21 protein-coding genes are annotated in these 19,467 nt (G+C 65.2%); 13 read left to right on the top strand and 8 right to left on the bottom strand.

Annotation, left to right across the window (positions count from 1 at the left end):
• Positions 1-2 precede the first annotated feature (2 nt).
• Genes U1700_RS10785 through U1700_RS10765 form a run of 5 tightly spaced genes read left to right on the top strand, consistent with a single transcriptional unit; the run spans position 3 to position 3,345 of the window.
• A complete protein-coding gene (locus tag U1700_RS10785) occupies positions 3-1,175 on the top strand; it encodes an RluA family pseudouridine synthase (protein ID WP_332752663.1) in 1,173 nt (390 codons plus the stop codon).
• A 1-nt stretch (position 1,176) separates the two neighbouring features.
• The gene (locus U1700_RS10780; protein ID WP_332752662.1) at positions 1,177-1,764 is read left to right on the top strand and encodes an FMN-binding negative transcriptional regulator; all 588 of its coding nucleotides are present in this window, start codon (positions 1,177-1,179) and stop codon (positions 1,762-1,764) included.
• Positions 1,761-2,432 carry an HAD-IA family hydrolase gene (locus tag U1700_RS10775; protein ID WP_332752661.1) on the top strand — a complete coding sequence of 224 codons (672 nt, stop codon included), beginning with the start codon at positions 1,761-1,763 and terminating at the stop codon, positions 2,430-2,432. Before U1700_RS10780 ends, U1700_RS10775 begins: the two co-directional genes overlap by 4 nt.
• Positions 2,429-2,656: a hypothetical protein gene (locus U1700_RS10770; RefSeq protein WP_332752660.1), complete on the top strand. Its 228-nt coding sequence runs from the start codon at positions 2,429-2,431 to the stop codon at positions 2,654-2,656. The genes U1700_RS10775 and U1700_RS10770 overlap by 4 nt, the downstream gene beginning before the upstream one ends.
• On the top strand, positions 2,653-3,345 hold the full coding sequence (locus tag U1700_RS10765; protein WP_332752659.1) for an ATP12 family chaperone protein: 693 nt from the start codon (positions 2,653-2,655) through the stop codon (positions 3,343-3,345). The genes U1700_RS10770 and U1700_RS10765 overlap by 4 nt, the downstream gene beginning before the upstream one ends.
• On the opposite strand, the gene gmk is transcribed toward U1700_RS10765, so the two are convergent.
• The gene (gene gmk, locus U1700_RS10760) at positions 3,342-3,995 is read right to left on the bottom strand and encodes a guanylate kinase (RefSeq protein ID WP_332752658.1); all 654 of its coding nucleotides are present in this window, start codon (positions 3,993-3,995) and stop codon (positions 3,342-3,344) included. The two genes, U1700_RS10765 and gmk, sit on opposite strands and share 4 nt — an antisense overlap.
• A gap of 119 nt (positions 3,996-4,114) precedes the next feature.
• Here gmk and phaP point away from each other — a divergent pair, with 119 nt between their 5' ends.
• The 4 genes from phaP (at position 4,115) to U1700_RS10740 (ending at position 8,064) form a co-directional block, all read left to right on the top strand.
• On the top strand, positions 4,115-5,005 hold the full coding sequence (gene phaP / locus U1700_RS10755) for a phasin family protein (protein ID WP_332752657.1): 891 nt from the start codon (positions 4,115-4,117) through the stop codon (positions 5,003-5,005).
• Between the two features lie 176 nt (positions 5,006-5,181).
• Positions 5,182-5,574 (top strand): ATP-dependent Clp protease adapter ClpS, encoded by a 393-nt coding sequence (clpS, locus tag U1700_RS10750; RefSeq protein ID WP_332752656.1) that lies wholly within the window; start codon positions 5,182-5,184, stop codon positions 5,572-5,574.
• A 46-nt stretch (positions 5,575-5,620) separates the two neighbouring features.
• On the top strand, positions 5,621-6,904 hold the full coding sequence (gene murA, locus U1700_RS10745; RefSeq protein WP_332752655.1) for a UDP-N-acetylglucosamine 1-carboxyvinyltransferase: 1,284 nt from the start codon (positions 5,621-5,623) through the stop codon (positions 6,902-6,904).
• The gene (locus U1700_RS10740) at positions 6,904-8,064 is read left to right on the top strand and encodes an N-acetyltransferase (protein ID WP_332752654.1); all 1,161 of its coding nucleotides are present in this window, start codon (positions 6,904-6,906) and stop codon (positions 8,062-8,064) included. The genes murA and U1700_RS10740 overlap by 1 nt, the downstream gene beginning before the upstream one ends.
• On the opposite strand, the gene xth is transcribed toward U1700_RS10740, so the two are convergent.
• From xth to U1700_RS10725, 3 genes are all read right to left on the bottom strand, one after another.
• The gene (gene xth / locus U1700_RS10735) at positions 8,061-8,834 is read right to left on the bottom strand and encodes an exodeoxyribonuclease III (protein ID WP_332752653.1); all 774 of its coding nucleotides are present in this window, start codon (positions 8,832-8,834) and stop codon (positions 8,061-8,063) included. The genes U1700_RS10740 and xth overlap by 4 nt on opposite strands.
• 24 nt (positions 8,835-8,858) lie before the next feature.
• Positions 8,859-9,185, bottom strand: coding sequence for a HesB/IscA family protein (locus tag U1700_RS10730; protein ID WP_332752652.1), 327 nt, complete (start codon positions 9,183-9,185; stop codon positions 8,859-8,861).
• Positions 9,186-9,254: 69 nt separating this feature from the next.
• Positions 9,255-10,286, bottom strand: a complete 1,032-nt coding sequence (locus tag U1700_RS10725) for a M23 family metallopeptidase (RefSeq protein WP_332752651.1) — start codon at positions 10,284-10,286, stop codon at positions 9,255-9,257.
• Between the two features lie 347 nt (positions 10,287-10,633).
• On the opposite strand from U1700_RS10725, the gene U1700_RS10720 reads away from it, so the two are divergent.
• The 4 genes from U1700_RS10720 to U1700_RS10705 all read left to right on the top strand — a co-directional run bounded on the left by U1700_RS10720 (position 10,634) and on the right by U1700_RS10705 (position 15,878).
• Complete coding sequence (locus tag U1700_RS10720; protein ID WP_332752650.1) at positions 10,634-11,752, top strand: phosphoserine transaminase; 1,119 nt, start codon at positions 10,634-10,636, stop codon at positions 11,750-11,752.
• Positions 11,753-11,860: 108 nt separating this feature from the next.
• Complete coding sequence (serA, locus tag U1700_RS10715) at positions 11,861-13,438, top strand: phosphoglycerate dehydrogenase (RefSeq protein ID WP_332752649.1); 1,578 nt, start codon at positions 11,861-11,863, stop codon at positions 13,436-13,438.
• Between the two features lie 119 nt (positions 13,439-13,557).
• On the top strand, positions 13,558-14,847 hold the full coding sequence (locus U1700_RS10710) for an adenylosuccinate synthase (RefSeq protein ID WP_332753001.1): 1,290 nt from the start codon (positions 13,558-13,560) through the stop codon (positions 14,845-14,847).
• Between the two features lie 203 nt (positions 14,848-15,050).
• A complete protein-coding gene (locus U1700_RS10705; RefSeq protein WP_332752648.1) occupies positions 15,051-15,878 on the top strand; it encodes a hypothetical protein in 828 nt (275 codons plus the stop codon).
• Positions 15,879-16,083: 205 nt separating this feature from the next.
• Here U1700_RS10705 and U1700_RS10700 read toward each other — a convergent pair whose 3' ends face one another.
• Genes U1700_RS10700 through U1700_RS10685 form a run of 4 tightly spaced genes read right to left on the bottom strand, consistent with a single transcriptional unit; the run spans position 16,084 to position 19,423 of the window.
• Entirely contained in the window at positions 16,084-16,611 is a 528-nt protein-coding gene (locus tag U1700_RS10700) for a hypothetical protein (protein WP_332752647.1), read from the bottom strand.
• A gap of 1 nt (position 16,612) precedes the next feature.
• On the bottom strand, positions 16,613-17,416 hold the full coding sequence (gene fabI, locus U1700_RS10695; RefSeq protein ID WP_332752646.1) for an enoyl-ACP reductase FabI: 804 nt from the start codon (positions 17,414-17,416) through the stop codon (positions 16,613-16,615).
• On the bottom strand, positions 17,413-18,471 hold the full coding sequence (locus tag U1700_RS10690; RefSeq protein ID WP_332752645.1) for a YihY/virulence factor BrkB family protein: 1,059 nt from the start codon (positions 18,469-18,471) through the stop codon (positions 17,413-17,415). Before U1700_RS10690 ends, fabI begins: the two co-directional genes overlap by 4 nt.
• A 7-nt stretch (positions 18,472-18,478) precedes the next feature.
• Complete coding sequence (locus U1700_RS10685; protein ID WP_332752644.1) at positions 18,479-19,423, bottom strand: DnaJ C-terminal domain-containing protein; 945 nt, start codon at positions 19,421-19,423, stop codon at positions 18,479-18,481.
• Positions 19,424-19,467 lie beyond the last annotated feature (44 nt).

The following is a 19,467-nucleotide window of genomic DNA, read 5'->3' as shown; positions in this document are numbered from 1 at the left end:
CCATGTCCGCAAACCGCACCTTCACCGTCGCCGAGGATGACGACGGCATCCGCCTTGATCGCTGGTTCAAGCGCCACTTGCCCGAGACGAGCTTCAATATGGTGTCGCGCTGGGCGCGGACCGGGGGGCTTCGCGTCGATGGCGCCAAGGCAACCCCGGGCGACCGGGTCGCGACGGGGCAAGTGCTGACCATGCCCCCTGCCGAGGCCGCTCCTGCCGAAGGCGCGCGCGCGGCGCGGGTGGTCGAGCCGCTGACCCCCGAGGAAGAACGCTATGTCCAGGAAATGGTCATCGAGCGGACTCGCGACGCGCTGGTGCTCAACAAGCCTCCGGGGCTCGCGACGCAGGGGGGGACCAAGACCTACCAGCATCTCGACCGTTTGCTCGACGGGCTGGCGGACGATGACGGAAATCGCCCCAAGCTGGTCCACCGGCTCGACAAGGACACGTCGGGGGTGCTGCTCGTGGCACGGTCGGCGCGCGCCGCCGGCCATTTCGCCAAGACCTTTTCCAGCCGTACCGCGCGCAAGGTGTATTGGGCGCTGGTCATTGGCGTGCCGTCGCCCGAGGAGGGCCAGATCGACGCCCCGCTCGCCAAGCAGCCCGGCAGCGGCGGCGAGAAAATGCATGTCGACGAGGAGAATGGCCTTCCCTCGCGCACCCGCTTCCGCACCATCGATATCGCCGGCAATCGCGCGGCGTGGGTCGAGCTCCAGCCGCTCACCGGGCGCACCCACCAGCTGCGTGCGCACATGGCGGCAATCGGCCACCCGATTGTCGGCGATGCCAAATATGGCGGGGCCGACGCCTTCCTGACCGGCGGGGTCAGCCGCAAGATGCACTTGCACGCGCGTCGCCTCAGGGTCGACGGGCCCGACGGCAAGCCGCTTGACGTCACCGCCGAACTGCCAGCCCACTTTGCCGAAACGCTCGACATGATGGGGTTCGACCGGATGATCGGCGACATGATGCCGATGGACACCCCCGACCCGGCCAAGTCGACCGAGGTCAAGGCCAAGCGCGTCGCCGCCGCCGCCAAGACCGCGCGCAAGGCTCGCAAGGGCGAGCGGCGGTCTCGCGGCGCGCCGACCGATGCTCCGCGTGGCAAACCGGTCGGGAAGCCGGGCGCCAAGCCCGCGCGCAAGCCTGCCCCGCGCAAGCCGGCGAATCGCTAGCATGCACCCCGACGGCTGTTTCGACTGGAACGATCAGGCGGCGATGCGCGCCTGTGTCGAGCAGGTCGGTTTCGCGCATATTTTCGTGCCCACACTCGACGCGCCGATGGTAATCCACGCCCCGCTGGTGATCGCGGGCGATGCCTTTCGCTTCCACGTCGCGCGCCGCAATCGGGCGCGCCCGTTCCTTGACGGTGCGCGCGTGTTGGCCAGCGTCGTCGCGGGGGACGCCTATGTCAGTCCCGACTGGTATGATCGCCGGACCGACCAGGTGCCGACCTGGAACTATGTCGCGGTCGAGATCGAGGGCACCGCGCGGCTGCTCGACCAGGCGGCATTGCTGGCGCAGATCGACCGGCTCTCGGACGTCCATGAAGCGACCCTCGATCCCAAGCCGCGCTGGACCCGCGACAAGGTGTCGACAGCGTTGATGAAGGGGATGCTGGCGGCGATCGAGGCTTATGAGATCGGCGATATATCGATGCGCGGGACACGCAAGCTCAACCAGAACAAGTCCGCCGCCGACCGTGCCGGAGTAGCCGGGCAAATCGCCTCGCCTTTGCTTGCCCAGATGATCCGCGCATTATGACGAAACTCGCTATCTTCGATTGCGATGGAACATTGGTCGACAGCGGCGCGACCATCTTTGCGGCGCTTCGGCTCGCCCTCGAAGCGCATGGCCGCCCCGTCCCGCCTGCGCGGGAAGCCCGCCGCGTCGTCGGCCTGAGCCTGTTCGAAGCATTCGAGATGATCGTGCCGGGGGCCAGTGTCGACGAGGTCGACGCCTTGTCCGCCACCTATCGCCGCGCCTTCCAGGACATGCGCGCGCGCGGCGAGGTCGAGGAGCCCCTGTTCGAAGGCATCGCCGAACTGATCGAGGCGATGGTGGCCGACGGGTGGGCGCTGGCGGTGGCAACGGGCAAGTCCGATCGCGGGCTTCGTCACTGCCTTGCCGCGCATGGCCTAAGCGACCGATTCGTCTCGCTCCAGACTGCCGACCGCCATCCGTCAAAGCCACATCCGGCGATGGCGCTGGCGGCGATGGCCGACGCTGGAGCCGCCCCCGCACAAACCGTCATGATCGGCGATACCGGTTGGGACATGGGCTGCGCGCGCGGGGCCGGGATCGGCGCGATCGGGGTCGGCTGGGGCTATCATGACGAGGCCGAATTGCTGGCCTCGGGGGCGCAGTTCGTCGCTGCTGCTCCCGCCGATGTGCTGGCAATGGCGACTGAATTGATCGGGGGTACGCGATGAGCGACGAGGTCAGCGAACAGGAATGGAAGCGACGCTTCTTCATGCTGGCGCTGCTTCGGGTCAGCGGATTGCTGATGATGCTGGCGGGGGTTTTCATTGGCATGACCGGGCTGGTCAAGCCGGGCGGGATGCCGGTGGCCGGGATCGTCCTCGTCATCATCGGGGCGATCGACGGGATCGTCGTGCCTATCTTCCTGCGCAAGGCGTGGAAGCGCCCCGAGTGAGACGGTTCTGGACTGAAGCGCGCGCGGTCGAGGCGGACGGCGGCTGGTCGATCATGCTCGACGGGCGACCGCTCAAGACCCCGGCACGGGCATTGCTGGTGCTGCCCAAGGCGACACTGTCGGACACGGTGGTGGCCGAGTGGAATGCAGCGCCCGAGACGGTCGATCCGCGCGCCATGCCGATGACCGGGCTTGCCAATGCCGCGGTCGATCGGGTGGCGCCCGACAAGGCCGGGTTCGCCGCCGGGCTGGCGCGCTATGCCGAAGCCGACCTCCTCTGTTATCGTGCTGATAATCCAGCGAAACTGGTCGACCGTCAGGCGGTGAGGTGGGATCCATTGCTGGCGTGGGCGCGGCGTCGGTTCGATGTGGATTTCGAGGTGACGAGCGCGATCACCCACGTCGATCAGCCGGCGACAACGGTGGCGCGGCTGGCACATCAACTGTTGGTTCTCGACTCCTTCAGGCTGGCCGCTTTGTCCCCGATCATCACCATCGGCGGGTCGCTCGTCACCGCGCTGGCATTGGTCGAAGGCGCAGTCGGCTTCGACGAAGCATGGGCCGCGCTCAGCCTGGACGAGGAATGGCAGATCGAACAATGGGGCGACGATGCCGAAGCCGTCGCTGCCCTCGCCAACAAGCGCCGCGATGTGGCGGCTGCGGTACGCTTTATCGAGTTATTGAACTAGCGCGGCGAGACAAGGTCGCGGACGAAGGCGACCAGTCCGCCCTGCCGCCAGCGTTTCAATCGCTCCGCCGCAAGGATCGCGTGAACCTGGGCAAGGCAGGTCGCCGAGTCCTCGTTGATCAGCACATAATCATATTCGGCCCAGTGGCTTATCTCGCCCGCCGCGCGTGCCATGCGCCCGTCGATGGTCTCGGCGCTGTCGGTCCCGCGGGTCTTCAGTCGGCGCTCGAGCTCGGCCATTGACGGCGGCAGGATGAACACCCGCACAAGGTCCTCGCCCATCGCCGCGTGAAGCTGTTGCGTGCCCTGCCAGTCGATGTCGAACAATACGTCGCGCCCGGCCTTGAGCGCGGCCTTGATCGGCGCCTGGGGTGACCCATAATGATGGTCGAACACCGGCGCCCATTCCGCGAAATCGCCGGCCGTGACCATCGCCTGGAAATCGGCATCGCTGACGAAATGATAGTCGCGCCCTTCCTCTTCGCCCGGTCGCTGCGGCCGAGTCGTGGCCGAGATCGACATCGTCACGTCCGGGTCGGCGTCGAGCAGCATTCGGCTGATCGTCGATTTGCCCGCACCCGAAGGGGAAGAAAGGACCACGAGCAGCCCGCGCCGCTTGCGCCCGATGAGCTGGCCTTGATCGATGTCCATGGACGGTTCGTGGCGAAAGCGGGCAGGGCCGTCAAGAATCCTTATGCTGCACTGCACAAAAAATAACTTGAATTCGCAATTGCGATAGCTTATTGTGCACTGCAACATAGGAGTTACTAATGAACGATCTGCCCAACACCGTCGAACCCAAGATCGAAGCCGAGGCGGCTCCGACGTCGGGCGAGACTGGCGCTCCGGTCAAGTCGGCGGCGCCCGTTGTGAAAGCCCCGGCTCCGGTCGAAGCCAAGTCGGCTCCGGTCGCCGCCAAGGCCGTTCCGGCGAAGACTGCAGCCGTCAAGTCGGTTGCGAAGCCGGTGGCTAAGCGCACCAAGAAGAAGCTGGTTGCCAAGGCCGCTGCGAAGCCCGCGTCCAAGCCGGTCGCCACGACCCCGGTCGTAAAGGCCGTCGCGAAGGCGGTCAGCAAGGCCACGTCCAAGACCGCAACGGCGCCGACGAAGCGCAAATATGTTCGCAAATCCGTCGCCGCGGTCGTCGCGCCGGTTCTCAATCAAGCCAAATTCCCCCTCTTCAAAGGATCCAACATCATGGACACCACCAACGCGTTTGCCGGTTTCACCCAGGTCCCCGGTGCCGAAAAGTTCCAGACCATGTTCGCCGACGTCGGCGCCAAGGGCCAGGACGCCGTCCGCAAGACCCAGCTGCTCGCCGAGCAGATGAGCGAAGCGGCCAAGGCCAACATGGAAGCCGTCGTCGAGTCGGGCCGTATCGCCGCCGCCGGCGCGCGTGACCTCGGCACCGAGATCGTCGCCACCACCAAGTCGGGCGTCGAGCACGCCACTGCCGCCGTCAAGACGCTGGCCGAAGCCAAGTCGCCGACCGAGTTCTTCCAGCTGCAGTCGGACATGTTCCGCGCTTCGTTCGACCGCATGGTCGCCGACGGTTCGAAGATCACTGAGCATATGGTGAAGCTTGCCGGTGAAGCCGTTCAGCCGCTTTCGAGCCGCGCGAGCGTCAACGCCGAGAAGTTTAGCGAGCTTACCGCCGCTTAATTTCTGGCTTCTACAAGACAGGCTGGCGGACCCCCTCCTCGGTCCCCAGCCCAGCGGCCCGCGCGACCCCGATGTATGGGGCTGCGCGGGCCGCTTCCGTTTCGGGCGCCCGCTTTCCTGCCGTCGGCGACGTTTCGCGCCTTGCCTGAACGGCCCGCAGTGCCATATTCAGGGGGATGATGAGCATAGACAGCATGAGCGGCGACGAACCCGGGCGCGGCGGCGACGGTTCCGATGATGACGGGCGCGGCGCCGGCGGCGGCGGACGGGAGGATGGCGACACCGGCGTCGTCACCCGCACTCGCCCGCGCACCAAGAAGCCGAGCGACTATAAAGTCCTCATGCTCAACGACGATTACACGCCGATGGAGTTCGTCGTGCTGTGTCTCCAGCGCTTCTTCTCGATGGGGATCGAGGACGCCACGCGGGTGATGCTCCAGGTCCACCAGCACGGTCTCGCGGTGTGCGGGGTATTCACCTACGAAGTCGCCGAAACCAAGGTCGCGCAAGTGGTCGACTTCGCGCGCGAGAATCAACACCCGCTGCAATGCACGCTGGAAAAGGCTTAGCGCCCGGGCCTCTTGTGACTGGCGCGTGACCGTCTAAAGCCTAGCCATGGATTCCATTCACATCGTCGGCGGAAAGCGCCTTGAGGGCGCCATTCCTATTTCGGGGGCGAAGAATGCGGCGCTCACCCTGCTACCGTGCGCGCTGCTCACTGAAGACGCTCTGACCCTCGGCAATTTGCCGCGCCTCGCCGACGTCGACAATTTCTCCCACCTCCTCAACGGGCTCGGCGCCTCGACCAAGGTCGAGGGGGTGCGCAAGGGCGAGTTCGGGCGGCGGATGACGCTCCATGCACGCGATATCGCCTCGACCGTCGCGCCCTATGACATGGTCCGCAAGATGCGCGCCTCGATCCTCGTGCTCGGACCGATGCTGGCGCGCGCCGGCGAGGCGACCGTGTCGCTGCCCGGCGGCTGCGCGATCGGCGACCGCCCGATCGACCTCCATCTGCGCGCTTTGGAGGCAATGGGCGCCGAGATTGAACTGGCCGCAGGCTATGTGAAGGCGGTCGCGCCCAGGGGTCGGCTGCCGGGCGGCGACTACAGCTTCCCCGTGGTCTCGGTCGGGGCGACCGAGAATGCGCTGATGGCGGCGAGCCTCGCCACCGGCCGGACCCAGTTGTTCAACGCTGCGCGCGAGCCCGAGATTGTCGATCTGTGCAATCTGCTCGTCGCGATGGGCGGCAAGGTCGACGGCATCGGCTCGTCGCACCTGATCGTCGACGGCGTCGAGGGGCTTCACGGCTGCGACTATGACGTCATGCCCGATCGGATCGAGGCGGGCAGCTATGCCTGCGCGGCGGGGATCACCGGCGGGTCGATCGACCTGATCGGCGCGCGCCCGCACGACATGCTGGCGATCACCAACGCGCTCGCGGCGACCGGGCTGGTGGTCGAATTCCATGATCGTGGGATGAAGGTCACCGCCGACAAGCCCTTGCGACCGCTGTCCATCTCGACCGCGCCCTATCCCGGTTTCCCGACCGACATGCAGGCGCAATTCATGGCCATGCTGTGTCTGGCGCAGGGCGAAAGCTTCCTTGAGGAGACGATCTTCGAAAATCGCTACATGCACGTTCCCGAACTTCGCCGGATGGGCGCCAGCATCGACGTGCGCGGGCGATCGGCGATCGTCCATGGCGTCGCCGGGCTGACCGGAGCGCAGGTCATGGCGACCGATTTGCGCGCGTCGATGAGCCTGGTTCTCGCCGGGCTGATGGCCGAGGGCGAGACCGAAGTGCTGCGCGTCTATCACCTCGATCGCGGGTACGAGCGGCTCGAGGAGAAACTGTCGGCCGTCGGCGCGACGATCGAACGGCGGAGCGCTGGCTGATGAGTGGCGTAACCATCCGGCCGGTCGTCACCAAGGCCGACCGCAAGCAGTTCGTGAACCTCGCCTGGGACGTCTACCGTGACGACCCCGCCTGGGTCCCGCCGCTCAAGGACGAAGTCCACGGGCTGATCGATCCGAAAAAGAACCCATGGTTCGAACACGCCAGGGCGATGCTGTGGCTGGCGGAGCGTGATGGCAGGGTCGTCGGCCGGATCAGCGCGCAGGTCGACCAGCTAGTGCTCGAGCATATGGGGGCCGGGACCGGCCAGTGGGGCATGTTCGAGGCGCTCGATGGCGAGGCGGCCAACGCGCTGATCGCGACCGCCGAGGAGTGGCTGCGCGCGCAGGGCATGACCCGCGCGATGGGCCCGATCAGCCTGTCGATCTGGGACGAGCCGGGCCTGCTGATCTCGGGCTTCGACCAGTCGCCGATGATCATGATGGGGCATCATCGGCCCGCTTATCAGGGCTGGATCGAGGGCACGGGCTACGCCAAGGCCAAGGATTTGTTGACCTATGAAGTCGACATAAGGCCCGAGGCACAGGGGGTCATGGCGCGGCTGGTGGCGGCCGGGGAGAAGAACCCGCGAATTCGCATTCGTGCCGTCGACAAGTCGAACTTTGAACGCGATTCGGCGATCATCCTCAACCTGCTCAACGACGCCTGGTCGGACAATTGGGGTTATGTCCCGCTGACCCCTGCGGAAATCGCCTATGCCGGCAAGAAACTGAAGCCGATCATCTATCCCGAGCTGGTGCGCATCGCCGAGCTGGCCACCGGGTCGGAGCCCGGCGCAGGCTTCGAGCCGGCGGCGTTCATGCTGACCATCCCCGACGTCAATGAACTGACCAGGGATCTGAATGGCGAGTTGTTCCCGTTCGGCTTCGTGAAACTGCTGTGGCGGCTGCGCAAACCGCGCACGAAGCGCATTCGCGTGCCGCTGATGGGGGTCGCCAAGAAGCTCCACGGCACCCGGCTTGCGGGCCAGCTTGCCCTCATGCTGATCGAGCATATCCGCCGCGATGCAGTCGGCAAATATGAGGCAACCCACGGCGAGTTCGGCTGGATCCTGGAGGATAATCAGGGAATGATGTCGATCGCCGAACTTCCCGGCGCGACGGTCAATCACACGTACCGGGTTTACGAAAAAGCGCTCTAGGCGAGCTCCACCCACACCGGGGTATGGTCGCTCGCCTTTTCCTCGCCGCGCGGCCAGCGGTCGACTCCGGCGGCGCGCAGCCGGTCGACCGCTTGCGGACTGAGCAGCAAGTGATCGATGCGAAAGCCGAGGTCGCGTTGCCAGGCGCCCATCGTGTAATCCCAAAAGGTCCACAGCTTGGCATCGGTGGGATGAAGCGCACGCAGCGAATCAGTCCACCCCTGGTTGACGATCGTCCGCCACGCGGCCCTCGTCTGCGGCTGGATCAGCGCATCCTTGGCAACGGCCTTTGCCGAGAACACGTCGCGATCCTCGGGAATGACATTCCAGTCCCCCGCCAGCACCACCGGCCGCTCCTCGGCCAGAAGCCCGGCAGCGTGGCTGCGAAGCCGTTCCATCCAGGCGAGCTTGTAGGCGAACTTCTCGGTTCCCACCGGATTGCCGTTGGGCAAGTAGAGCGAGGCGATGATCACGCCCCCGACCTCGGCCTCGATATAGCGCGAATGGCTGTCGTCGGGATCGCCGGGCAGGCCGACATGACGAAGCGCGGGCGCGTCGCCCTTGGCCAGGATCGCGACCCCGTTGAAGCCTTTCTGCCCGTGCCACACCGCACCATAGCCCGCTGCCTCGATATCGCCGATTGGCAGCGACTCGTCGGCGCATTTCAATTCCTGCAGGCACACGACATCGGGCGCCTCGCGCTCCAGCCACTCGAGCAGGCGGGGCAAGCGGGCGCGGATGCCGTTGACGTTATAGGTCGCGATTTTCATGGACACCGCCGTAGCGGGAGCACCCTAGATCGAAAAGCTCGATCCACAGCCGCAGCCGCTGGCGGCGTTGGGATTGGTCACCTTGAACGCCGATCCGCCCATATCCTCGACGAAATCGACCGCCGATCCGCGCACCAGGTCGAGGCTGACCTCGTCGACGACCAGCTTCACGCCATCGGTTTCGGCCTCGGCGTCTCCTGCCTCGGGCTCGCCCAATGCGAACTTGTAGCTGAACCCGGCACAGCCCCCGCCCTCGACCGCAAGGCGAAGCACGGCGGGTTTCGACAGCTTGGCGGCGATCGCGGCCACGCGCCTGGCGGCGCTGGCGGTCAGCTGGATATCGGCGGTCATAGAGAGAAGATAGGGCTCGCTTGCCCTATCAGCAAGCTCAGCGCGCCTTTGTTGGCACGGTAAGCAAGCTTACCGCTTGGGCCCACCCATCGCGACCTGGTCGAGCGCGGCGCCCGAACCGGCGCGCATCGCGAGCAGGTAATCGGTCGACCGCATGAACGGGATCGGATTGACCGGGCGGCCGTCGATGCGGACTTCATAATGAAGGTGGCTGCCGGTCGAACGCCCGGTCGAGCCCATAAGGCCGATCTGCTGGCCGCGCGTGATGTGCTGGCCGGCCGAGACGAGAATTGCAGACATATGGCCGTAACGGGTCGCGATGCCCTTGCCATGATCGATCTCGACGAGGTTGCCATAGCCGCCTGCGTTCCATCCGGCGCGAAGCACGGTGCCGTCGGCGGTGGCGTAGATCGGGGTGCCCATCGGGCCGGCAAGGTCAATTCCGGGGTGCATCGCAGCCCGGGCAGCAAACGGATCGGTACGAACCCCGAACCCCGAGGTGAAGGCGGCGGTGCGGACGGGCTTTTCCGAAGGCACGGCGATCACGCCATCCTGAAGGCTGTCGAGTTTCTTCCAGCTCGAAAACAGCGCCTTGAAAGTGGGATCGGCCTTCACGCTTTCGAACGGTCCGCCTTCGCCCGTCTGGCCAAGTCGCGCCGGGGTCAGGCCAAGGCGCTGAAGCTCGGACGCGGTGACCTGATAGCGAACGTCGAGTGCGCGGGCGACGAGGGCGGCCTGCTGGAGCTGGGCGGTCTCGACGCGGGCGAGCGGGCCAATGCCGACCGACCCATCGGCGGCGGCAAGCGCGCTGGCGTCGAGCTTGCGGCCCGATAGTGCGGCTTCGATCAGGGCCTGGCGCTGCTCGATCTGGCGGGCGCGGGCTTCGGTTGCGGCAGGAAGGGCGGGGGCAACGGCCACGGGATGGCCGGTCAGCAGCTTCGCCATCGAAAAACCCGAAAAAGCGACGAGCACGGCCAGCGCGGCGAGAAACATCATCTGGAATGGCACCGACAGGCGCAGGCGACGAAGCGTCGACCCGTCGTGAACGAAGACGTCCCGATTGCGAATTAGCTTCTGCGAAATGGCCAGCACAGCGGTCATCGTTGCTCCAAACTCGTCCGACGCGGCGAATCACTTCGCCGCCTCATCCCTATTGCAAGGAGCTCCCCAGCCCCGTTGCCAGACCGATCGAATTGCCCATCGATTGGTAGCCCGCACTTCAAACCCTGATTGGTTAATCAATTCAACCGAACGTTCCGGCCTACGGGACGAAGCGCGGGGAGCTTGCGGTGAACCGTTTGAAGGCCTTGCGATTTGTTTGATTCGATTGCAGCCGACGGTGCAGCAAATTCACTATCTCGCGCTTGCACAAATGGGATCCAACGCTATGAGCGGCCCCGGGCCACGCCGTCCCAACGCGGCGCGTGCTCTCTGTGAGGAGAGACTAAGTGAACGTACCTGCCACGCGCCCTGCGCGTCCGTTTTTCTCGTCCGGCCCGTGCGCCAAGCCGCCCGGTTGGGATCCCGCCAAGCTCGCCACCGAATGTCTTGGGCGCTCGCACCGCTCGAAGATCGGCAAGGCGCGGCTGCAATATTCGATCGACCTGATGCGCGAGCTGTTGAAGCTCCCCGCCACGCATCGCTTGGGGATCGTGCCCGGATCGGACACTGGCGCCTATGAGATGGCGATGTGGACGATGCTTGGGCAGCGTCCCGTCACCACGCTGGCGTGGGAAAGTTTCGGCGAGGGTTGGGTGACCGACGCGGTCAAGCAATTGAAGCTCGATCCGACCGTGATCCGCGCCGATTATGGCCAGATCGCTGACCTCGATTCGGTCGACTGGTCGAACGATGTCCTGTTCACCTGGAACGGCACGACATCGGGCGTCCGCGTGCCCAATGCCGACTGGATCCCGGATGACCGCCAGGGCCTGTCGTTCGCCGACGCGACCAGCGCGGTGTTCGCTTATGACATTGACTGGGCGAAGGTCGATGTCGCGACCTTTTCGTGGCAGAAAGTGCTTGGCGGGGAGGGCGCGCATGGCGTGCTGATCCTCGGCCCCCGCGCGGTCGAACGGCTGGAGAATCACACCCCCGCCTGGCCCCTGCCGAAAGTCTTCCGCCTGACCTCGAAGGGCAAGCTGACCGAGGGCGTGTTCAAGGGCGAGACGATCAACACCCCGTCGATGCTGGCGGTCGAGGACGCGATTTTCGCGCTCGAATGGGCAAAATCTGTCGGCGGGGCGGACGGCCTGATCGCGCGCAGCGACGCCAATGCCGCGGCGCTCGACAAGATTGTCAGCGAGCGCCCATGGCTCGGCCATCTCGCGGCCGATCCGGCGATCCGGTCGAAGACCAGCGTTTGCCTGACGGTCGAGGGGGCCGACGAGGATTTCATCAAGAAATTCGCCGGCCTGCTCGAAGGCGAGCAAGCGGCGTACGATATCGCCGGCTACCGCGATGCCCCGCCCGGGCTGCGCATCTGGTGCGGCGCGACGGTCGATACGGCCGATATCGTGGCGCTCGGCCCGTGGCTCGACTGGGCGTGGGCCAGCCTCAAATCCTGATCGTCGCCCCGGACTTGATCCGGGGTCCCGCTTAAATCCCTCGCCCCCGCTAAGAAGCGGGACCCCGGATCAAGTCCGGGGCGACGGCGAATAAAACAGGACATCATCATGACCGTCAAAGTGCTCATTTCCGACCAGATGGATCCCCGCGCCGCCGCCATCTTCCGCGAGCGCGGAATTCATGTCGACGAAATCACCGGCAAGACCCCCGACGAACTCGCCGCGATCGTCGGCGACTATGACGGGCTCGCAATCCGCTCGTCGACCAAGGTGACCGCCAGGATCCTCGACGCCGCCACCAACCTCAAAGTCGTCGGTCGCGCCGGCATCGGGGTCGACAATATCGATATTCCGGCAGCAACGGCGCGCGGCGTCGTCGTCATGAACACCCCGTTCGGCAATTCGATTACGACTGCCGAACATGCCATTGCGCTGATGTTCGCGCTGGCCCGCCAGCTTCCCGAGGCCGACGCTTCGACCCAGGCTGGCAAGTGGGAAAAGAACCGCTTCATGGGGGTCGAGGTCACCGGCAAGACGCTGGGCCTGATCGGCGCGGGCAATATCGGCTCGATCGTCGCGTCGCGCGCGCTCGGGCTCAAGATGAAAGTGGTCGCGTTCGACCCGTTCCTGACCCCGGAGCGCGCGGTCGAAATGGGCGTCGAGAAAGTCGAGCTCGACCAGCTGCTTGCCCGCGCCGACTTCATCACGCTGCACACGCCGCTGACCGATCAGACTCGCAACATTTTGTCGGCGGCAAATATTGCCAAGACCAAGAAGGGCGTCCGCATCATCAACTGCGCCCGCGGCGGGCTGATCGACGAGGCCGCGCTCAAGGACGCGCTCGATAGTGGCCAGGTCGGCGGCGCCGCGCTCGATGTGTTCGAGAGCGAGCCCGCCAAGGCCTCGCCCTTGTTCAACACTCCCAACTTCGTTTCCACCCCCCACCTCGGTGCGTCGACCAGCGAGGCGCAGGTCAACGTTGCAATCCAGGTCGCCGAACAGATGAGCGACTACCTCCTGCTCGGCGGCGTCACCAATGCGATGAACATGCCGAGCCTGTCGGCCGAAGAAGCGCCGCGCCTCAAGCCCTACATGGCGCTCGCCGAAAAGCTTGGCAGCCTGGTCGGCCAGCTGGCCCATGGCTCGATCGCCTGCCTATCGATCGAGACCGAGGGCGCCGCCGCCGCGCTCAATGCCAAGCCGATCACGGGCGCGGTGCTGGCCGGCTTCATGCGCGTCCATTCGGATACGGTGAACATGGTCAATGCGCCGGTGCTGGCGAAGGAACGCGGTCTCGACGTGCGCGAGGTTCGCCACGATCGCGAGGGCGACTACCATACGCTGCTGCGCGTCTCGGCACGTACCCAGGCGGGCGAGCGGACCGTCGCGGGGACGTTGTTCGGCAATTCGGCGCCGCGGCTGGTCGAATTGTTCGGGGTCAAGGTCGAGGCCGATCTGGTTGGCGACATGCTTTACATCGTCAACGAGGATCGTCCGGGTTTCATCGGCCGTCTCGGCACCCTGCTCGGCGAGGCGAACATCAACATCGGGACCTTCCATCTCGGGCGGATTGCCGGCGGCGATGCGATCCTGCTGCTGTCGGTCGACGAGCCGGTCGGCCCCGACGTGGTCGCCAAGGTCGAGGCGCTGGCGGGGGTCAAGCTAGTGCGTCCGCTGAAGTTTTAGCCGCGCCCGCCACGCCCCGTGAAATCCGCATTTTCCGTTCCCTTTGCTGGACCAATTGCCCCGCAATCAATAGGAGCGCGGCTGAACCGCGGGTGACCGCCTCAGTACACGGGAACAACATGGGCAACGTCACCGTCATCGGCGCGCAGTGGGGCGACGAGGGGAAGGGCAAGATCGTCGACTGGCTCGCCAGCCGGGCCGACGTCGTCGTCCGCTTCCAGGGCGGGCATAACGCCGGCCATACGCTGGTCGTCGGCGACGCCGTCTACAAGCTCTCGCTGCTTCCCTCGGGAATTGTTCGCGGGACGCCGTCGGTGATCGGCAATGGCGTAGTGCTCGATCCGTGGGCATTGAAGGCCGAGGTTGATCGGATCGTCGCGCAGGGGGTTTCGGTCACCCCCGAAGTGCTGCGTATCGCCGAAACTTGCGCGTTGATCCTCCCCATCCACCGCGACCTCGATGCGTTGCGCGAGGATGCGTCGGGCGCGGGCAAGATCGGCACGACCCGGCGCGGGATTGGCCCGGCCTATGAGGATAAGGTCGGCCGCCGTGCGATCCGGGTGTGCGACCTGGCGCATCTCGACCAGCTCGACCCGATGCTCGACCGATTATGCGCGCATCACGACGCCCTGCGCGCCGGATTCAACGAGCCCCCGGTCGACCGCCAGCGGCTCAAGAATGACCTCGCCGAGATTGCCGACTTCGTCCTTCAGTTCGCCCGCCCGGTGTGGCGCGACCTCGACGAGGCATCACGCGCCGGCAAGCGCATCCTGTTCGAAGGCGCGCAGGGCGTGCTGCTCGACGTCGACCATGGCACCTACCCGTTCGTGACCTCGTCGAACACCGTCGCCGGAACCACCGGATCGGGCAGTGGCATGGGTCCGGGCGCGGCGGGGTTCGTGCTCGGCATCGTCAAGGCGTACACTACGCGGGTCGGCAGCGGGCCGTTCCCGACCGAGCTCGAGGACGAGACTGGCCAGCGCCTCGGCGAACGCGGGCATGAATTCGGCACCGTCACCGGGCGCAAGCGCCGCTGCGGCTGGTTCGACGCGGTGCTGGTGCGGCAGGCGGCGGCGGTCAGCGGCATCACCGGCATTGCCCTCACCAAGATCGACGTGCTCGACGGGTTCGACCGGATCAAGATCTGCACCGGCTATCGCATCGGCGACACCACTTACGACTATTTCCCCGCCCATGCCGCCGACCAGGCCCGGGTAGAGCCGGTCTATGAGGAAATCGACGGCTGGGAAGGCACAACGGCGGGCGCGCGGTCGTGGGCCGACTTGCCGGCGCAGGCGATCAAATATGTGCGGCGGATCGAGGAATTGATCAGGTGCCCGGTGGCGCTGGTCTCGACCAGCCCCCAGCGCGACGACACGATTTTGGTGAAAGACCCGTTCAGCAACTGACCCTCACCCCGGGCTTGACCCGGGACCCCGCTTCTTCCCAATCAGGATCTGGAGAGCGACGGCTTCCGACCAACGGCAGACTTCAGCAACCGTAGGCCACGTCCGACAGGAGTACATAGGCGGTGTCGCCTTCCCGACATTGGCGATGACTCCGTTCCCCCACCGTGCTATCGTTTCACGCGCGAAAGCAGGGGAGCACGACAATGCCATATCCACGCGCGCATCTTTACATGCTCGGCGTAATCGCGGTGATCATCACCGGCTTCTGGCCAAGTTATTTTGCGGTGGCGGGCAATGTCCCGTGGCAATTCCATGCCCACGGCATCGCCGCCAGCTGCTGGGTGCTGCTGGTGACTGCGCAAAGCTGGACCGGACACCGCAAGCCGCAGCTGCCGATCCACCGTGTCGTCGGCATGGCGAGCTTATTCCTGTTCCCCTTCCTTACCGGCGGGCTCGCCGCGATCATAAGTATTCAGGCCAAGAATTGGGTTGAGAGAGAGCCGCTGCACCTACTCTACGGCCCCAGCTTCATGATCGGCACGATGGTTGCGATGGCAGCTTATGTAACGGTGTACTACCGGGCGCTCAAATTCCGGCGGAAGGTATGGGTCCACGCCGGCTACATGCTGTCAACGCCGCTGATATTGTTCGAGTCGCCATTCAGCCGGGCGGCATCGTTCGTAGTGCCGGCGTTCAAGGTCAACGGGCCGGCAGACTTCCCGCGCGTCATGTCCTCGATCGAATGGTCAATGGCGATTGAACTGGCGATTATCGCTGTCATCTGGTTGCGGGTCGGCGAGCGCGCCAGACCGTTCCTGCTCACTGCGGGCTTCATTATCGTCGAGATGCTGGCGATGGGCTTTGCGATCAATTTCGACGTGTTGAGGCGGTTCGACACCTTCATTGGCAACGTGCCGGCGGCGACGATCGTGCTGACGGGCTTCGTCATTGGCGCAGCTACAAGCTGGCTCGGATGGCAGGTGGGCAAGCGGGCGACGGTGCCGGTCGGGACGTCAGCAGTTCCAGCTTAGGCGCTCATGAAGCGTTCAAGAACGCATGTTGGCCATTCCCGTGGATTTTCCTGTCCTACAGGCCGTCGCTCATGCTTGGCTTATGCCATGAGCTTCGCGCACACTTTCCGACTCCGCTCCACGCCCCTCGCGGCGAGGAAGTGCGTCAAGGAAAACATCGTCACGACCGCGAACATCTGTGAACATTCGTAGTTGTGAACCCGGTTCAAGCACGGTCGCGATGCCGCATCCGCGCGAGCTCTCGCCCCATGTGCGCGCGCTTCAACCGCCGCGTCGTGATCATCCGCCGGAAGTCGGCGGCATGGTCGAATATCTGCAGCTGCCAGTGATAATAATTGATATATTCCAGTGCCGACAAGACCACCAGCGCGGCAGAGGCGATGATCGACGCCGACCAGCCATTTGTCCACGAGCCCCAGCAGGTGACCAAGGCCGCGATCACCGACAGCATCAAAGCAGGGAATTCGATGCGACCGGCGAAGCGCAGCGCGTGATCCAGCGCTGCCAAATCACCGAGTCGGGCCCGACGCTCCACCCCGCGCCAGTAGAACGTGCCGACCAGCAGAAAAGCAGCCGTGCTCACAGACGCCACACCAAGTGCCAGCAACTCCAGCCGGTTGTGCGGAAAGCCAAAGAACAGCGCGAGCCCCGGAACGAGCGCGATGTTCATCGCTTCCATTCGCCAATACCCCGCCAGATCGCGGGGCAGCTTTCGCGCGACGTGGTCGGTCATGTCAGACCGTCGAAATATCCGGCGCGTCCTCGGCTTTCATGCCGATGACGTTATAGCCCGCGTCGACGTGGTGGATCTCGCCCGTCACGCCCGACGCCAGGTCGCTAAGCAGGTACAGCGCGGCGCCGCCGACATCCTCGATCGTCACGTTGCGGCGGAGCGGGGAATTATACTCGTTCCACTTCATGATGTAGCGGAAGTCGCCGATCCCGCTCGCCGCCAGTGTCTTGATCGGGCCGGCGGAAATGGCGTTCACGCGAAGCCCGTCGGGTCCGAGATCGGCGGCGAGATATTTCACCGACGTCTCGAGCGCGGCCTTGGCCACGCCCATGACGTTATAGTGCGGGATGACCTTCTCGGCGCCGTAATAGGACAAGGTCAGCATCGCGCCCCCCGGGCTCATCATCGCCCGCGCCCGCTCGGCGACCGCGACGAACGAATAAACCGAGATATTCATCGTCATCAGGAAATTGTCGAGGCTGGTCTCGACATATTTGCCACGAAGCTCGTTCTTGTCGGAGAAGCCGATCGCGTGGACGACGAAATCGAGGCTGTCCCAGTGGCTCTTGAGGCTGGCGAAGGCCGCATCGAGCGCGCCCATGTCGCTGACATCGCAGTCGATCAGCAGGTCCGAACCCAATTCGGCGGCGAGCGGACGAACCCGCTTCTCGAGCGCATCGCCTTGATAGGTAAAGGCCAGCTTGGCCCCCGCGCCGCCCAGCGCCTTGGCAATCCCCCAAGCCAGCGATCGCTCGTTGGCCAGGCCCATGATCAGCCCGCGTTTCCCCGCCATCAGTCCGCTCATACTTCACTCCCCTTCGTAGCCGGCGCGACGGTTCGGCTGCCGATCAGCTCAGGCGACGAATCCTCGTCTTCCTGCGGTTCGACCACCTCCAGCTCGTCGCTGAACGGCCCGCTATAGACTTCGCCCCTTAGCGCCTTGCCGCCAGCATCCGCCAGTGCCGCGTTGAGCTCGGCCCCGATCGTCACGCCCAACCCGGCGAAGAAAAAGAAGATCAGCGCGACCATGATCCCGGCCAGGCTGCCATAAGTCTTCTGATAGCCGCCGAACCAGGCGATGATGCGCGGCAGCAGCTCGACCACCGCCAGCCACCAGGCGGTGACGAACAGCGCGCCGGGCCATTTGCGGCAGGTCATGGTGCGATAGCGCGACGGAGTGAGCGCGAGGAACAGGATGTAGAAAGTGACATAGAGAGTGAGGGCAGGGGCGATGCGATAGAAGCCAAGCTTGGTGCCGAGCCCGCTGGCGAAGGGGAACCAGGTGGTGACCGCTTCATGGACCGAGGCGAGCAGGACCGAGGCGCCGAGCGCGACCATCATCAGCACGACCGCGCCAAGGATGAGCGCGATCGAGCTTAGCCGATAGGTCCAGAAGGGAGCGCTATATTCGACGCCATAGGAACGGCGCAGGATGTCGCGGATCGTCTCGATGAAGCTGGCCGCAGTCCACAGCCCGACGGCGCCGCCGAACCACAAAAGGGTTCCGGTCCGCTGGGTCAGCACTTCGCGGATCGGGTCGCGCATCAGCTCGGCGACGTTGGGGGGAAGCCGCTGGAGGATGTTGTTGACCGTCAGGATCGCGTCCTGGCTCTGCCCGAACAGATGCGCGACGGCGGCGGCCAGGATGAAGAAGGGGAACAGCGCGAGGACCGCGAGATAGGCGAGGTTGCCGGCATGGATGAAGCCATCCGAATAGACCCCGATCGCGACCCGTTTGGTGACGGTCCACGGCGTGTTGGTCGGACGGAATTTCTCGGCGACGTCGCTGCCGAACTTGGCCTTGAGATCGGCCAGCCGCTTGCGCCGTTGCTCGGGCGACTGGGGAGAATAGCTTTTCATGGACGACTCAAACCCCGAGAGCCGCCCGTGGGTTGCCGCCCCCGGTCCAGCCGGATGCGAATTGTTCGAGATCGGCGTCGCCAGCGGGAATGTCGATTGCGATGCTGACCAGCACGTCGCCGCGCTTGCCCGCCTTGTCGGTGAAGCCGCGTTCCTTCAGCCGCATGACCTTGCCCGAGCTGGCGCCTTTGGGGATCGACAGCATGACGGCGCCGTCGGGAGTGGGCACCTTGACCTTGCCGCCGAGCACCGCCTCCGAAAGGCTGATTGGCAGCGTCAGGCGGATATTGTGGCCGTCGCGGGTGTAGAAGGGATGGGGGACAATCTCGATCTGGACGATCGCGTCGCCCTTGCCCCCGGTGCCGTCTTGTCCCTGGCCGGCGAGGCGAATCTTGGTTCCGTCTTCGACCCCGCCCGGCAGTTTCAGGTCGATCGTCTTGCCGCCCGACAGCGTGGCGCGCTGGGGTTTGAGGATCGCTGCATCGACGAACGGGACTTTCAGCCGATAGGCGAGGTCGGCGCCTTTCTGCGGCGGGGGCGGACTTCGCCGGCCGAAGCCCGAGAAGCCGCCGCCGGGGCGAGCACCGCCAGCGCCTTGCGCTCCGAACAGGCCTTCGAACAGGTCGGACAGGTCGGGGCCCTGGCCTTGGTCGAAGCCCTCGGGCGCGGCACCGCCGAACGGACTTCCCCCCTGACGCGCCGATCCGCCGCCGCTGTAACCGGCGAACTTGGGATTGCCGTCCTCGTCAATCTCGCCGCGGTCATAGCGGCCGCGCTTGTCCTTGTCGGCAAGGATGTCATAGGCCTGCGTCACCTGGCTGAAGCGCTCGTTGGCCTTGGGATTATCCTTGTTGCGGTCGGGGTGAAGCTGTTTCGCCAGGCTGCGATAAGCCTTCTTGATCTCGACGTCGGTCGCGCCGCGCTTGATCCCGAGGCGTTGATATAAGTCCATGAGGTCCCTTAGGCGGATAATATAGCGACTGCAAAATGGGTTTG

The sequence above is a fragment of the Sphingomonas sp. RB1R13 genome (assembly GCF_036663775.1).
In the GTDB taxonomy this organism is placed as follows: domain Bacteria; phylum Pseudomonadota; class Alphaproteobacteria; order Sphingomonadales; family Sphingomonadaceae; genus Sphingomicrobium.
The sequence above is the reverse complement of the archived record's forward strand: the minus strand, read 5'-3'. Positions and strand labels throughout refer to the sequence as shown.

Bases quoted from the DNA above. Each gene is read 5' to 3' on its own strand.
- U1700_RS10705 (WP_332752648.1), top strand. From the start codon at position 15,051: ATGCCATATCCACGCGCGCATCTTTACATGCTCGGCGTAATCGCGGTG.
- U1700_RS10780 (WP_332752662.1), top strand. From the start codon at position 1,177: ATGCACCCCGACGGCTGTTTCGACTGGAACGATCAGGCGGCGATGCGC.
- U1700_RS10725 (WP_332752651.1), bottom strand. From the start codon at position 10,286: ATGACCGCTGTGCTGGCCATTTCGCAGAAGCTAATTCGCAATCGGGAC.
- fabI (WP_332752646.1), bottom strand. From the start codon at position 17,416: ATGAGCGGACTGATGGCGGGGAAACGCGGGCTGATCATGGGCCTGGCC.
- U1700_RS10785 (WP_332752663.1), top strand. From the start codon at position 3: ATGTCCGCAAACCGCACCTTCACCGTCGCCGAGGATGACGACGGCATC.
- U1700_RS10730 (WP_332752652.1), bottom strand. From the start codon at position 9,185: ATGACCGCCGATATCCAGCTGACCGCCAGCGCCGCCAGGCGCGTGGCC.
- phaP (WP_332752657.1), top strand. From the start codon at position 4,115: ATGAACGATCTGCCCAACACCGTCGAACCCAAGATCGAAGCCGAGGCG.
- U1700_RS10770 (WP_332752660.1), top strand. From the start codon at position 2,429: ATGAGCGACGAGGTCAGCGAACAGGAATGGAAGCGACGCTTCTTCATG.
- gmk (WP_332752658.1), bottom strand. From the start codon at position 3,995: ATGGACATCGATCAAGGCCAGCTCATCGGGCGCAAGCGGCGCGGGCTG.
- serA (WP_332752649.1), top strand. From the start codon at position 11,861: ATGACCGTCAAAGTGCTCATTTCCGACCAGATGGATCCCCGCGCCGCC.
- U1700_RS10685 (WP_332752644.1), bottom strand. From the start codon at position 19,423: ATGGACTTATATCAACGCCTCGGGATCAAGCGCGGCGCGACCGACGTC.
- U1700_RS10775 (WP_332752661.1), top strand. From the start codon at position 1,761: ATGACGAAACTCGCTATCTTCGATTGCGATGGAACATTGGTCGACAGC.
- clpS (WP_332752656.1), top strand. From the start codon at position 5,182: ATGATGAGCATAGACAGCATGAGCGGCGACGAACCCGGGCGCGGCGGC.
- U1700_RS10710 (WP_332753001.1), top strand. From the start codon at position 13,558: ATGGGCAACGTCACCGTCATCGGCGCGCAGTGGGGCGACGAGGGGAAG.
- U1700_RS10740 (WP_332752654.1), top strand. From the start codon at position 6,904: ATGAGTGGCGTAACCATCCGGCCGGTCGTCACCAAGGCCGACCGCAAG.
- murA (WP_332752655.1), top strand. From the start codon at position 5,621: ATGGATTCCATTCACATCGTCGGCGGAAAGCGCCTTGAGGGCGCCATT.
- U1700_RS10690 (WP_332752645.1), bottom strand. From the start codon at position 18,471: ATGAAAAGCTATTCTCCCCAGTCGCCCGAGCAACGGCGCAAGCGGCTG.
- xth (WP_332752653.1), bottom strand. From the start codon at position 8,834: ATGAAAATCGCGACCTATAACGTCAACGGCATCCGCGCCCGCTTGCCC.
- U1700_RS10700 (WP_332752647.1), bottom strand. From the start codon at position 16,611: ATGACCGACCACGTCGCGCGAAAGCTGCCCCGCGATCTGGCGGGGTAT.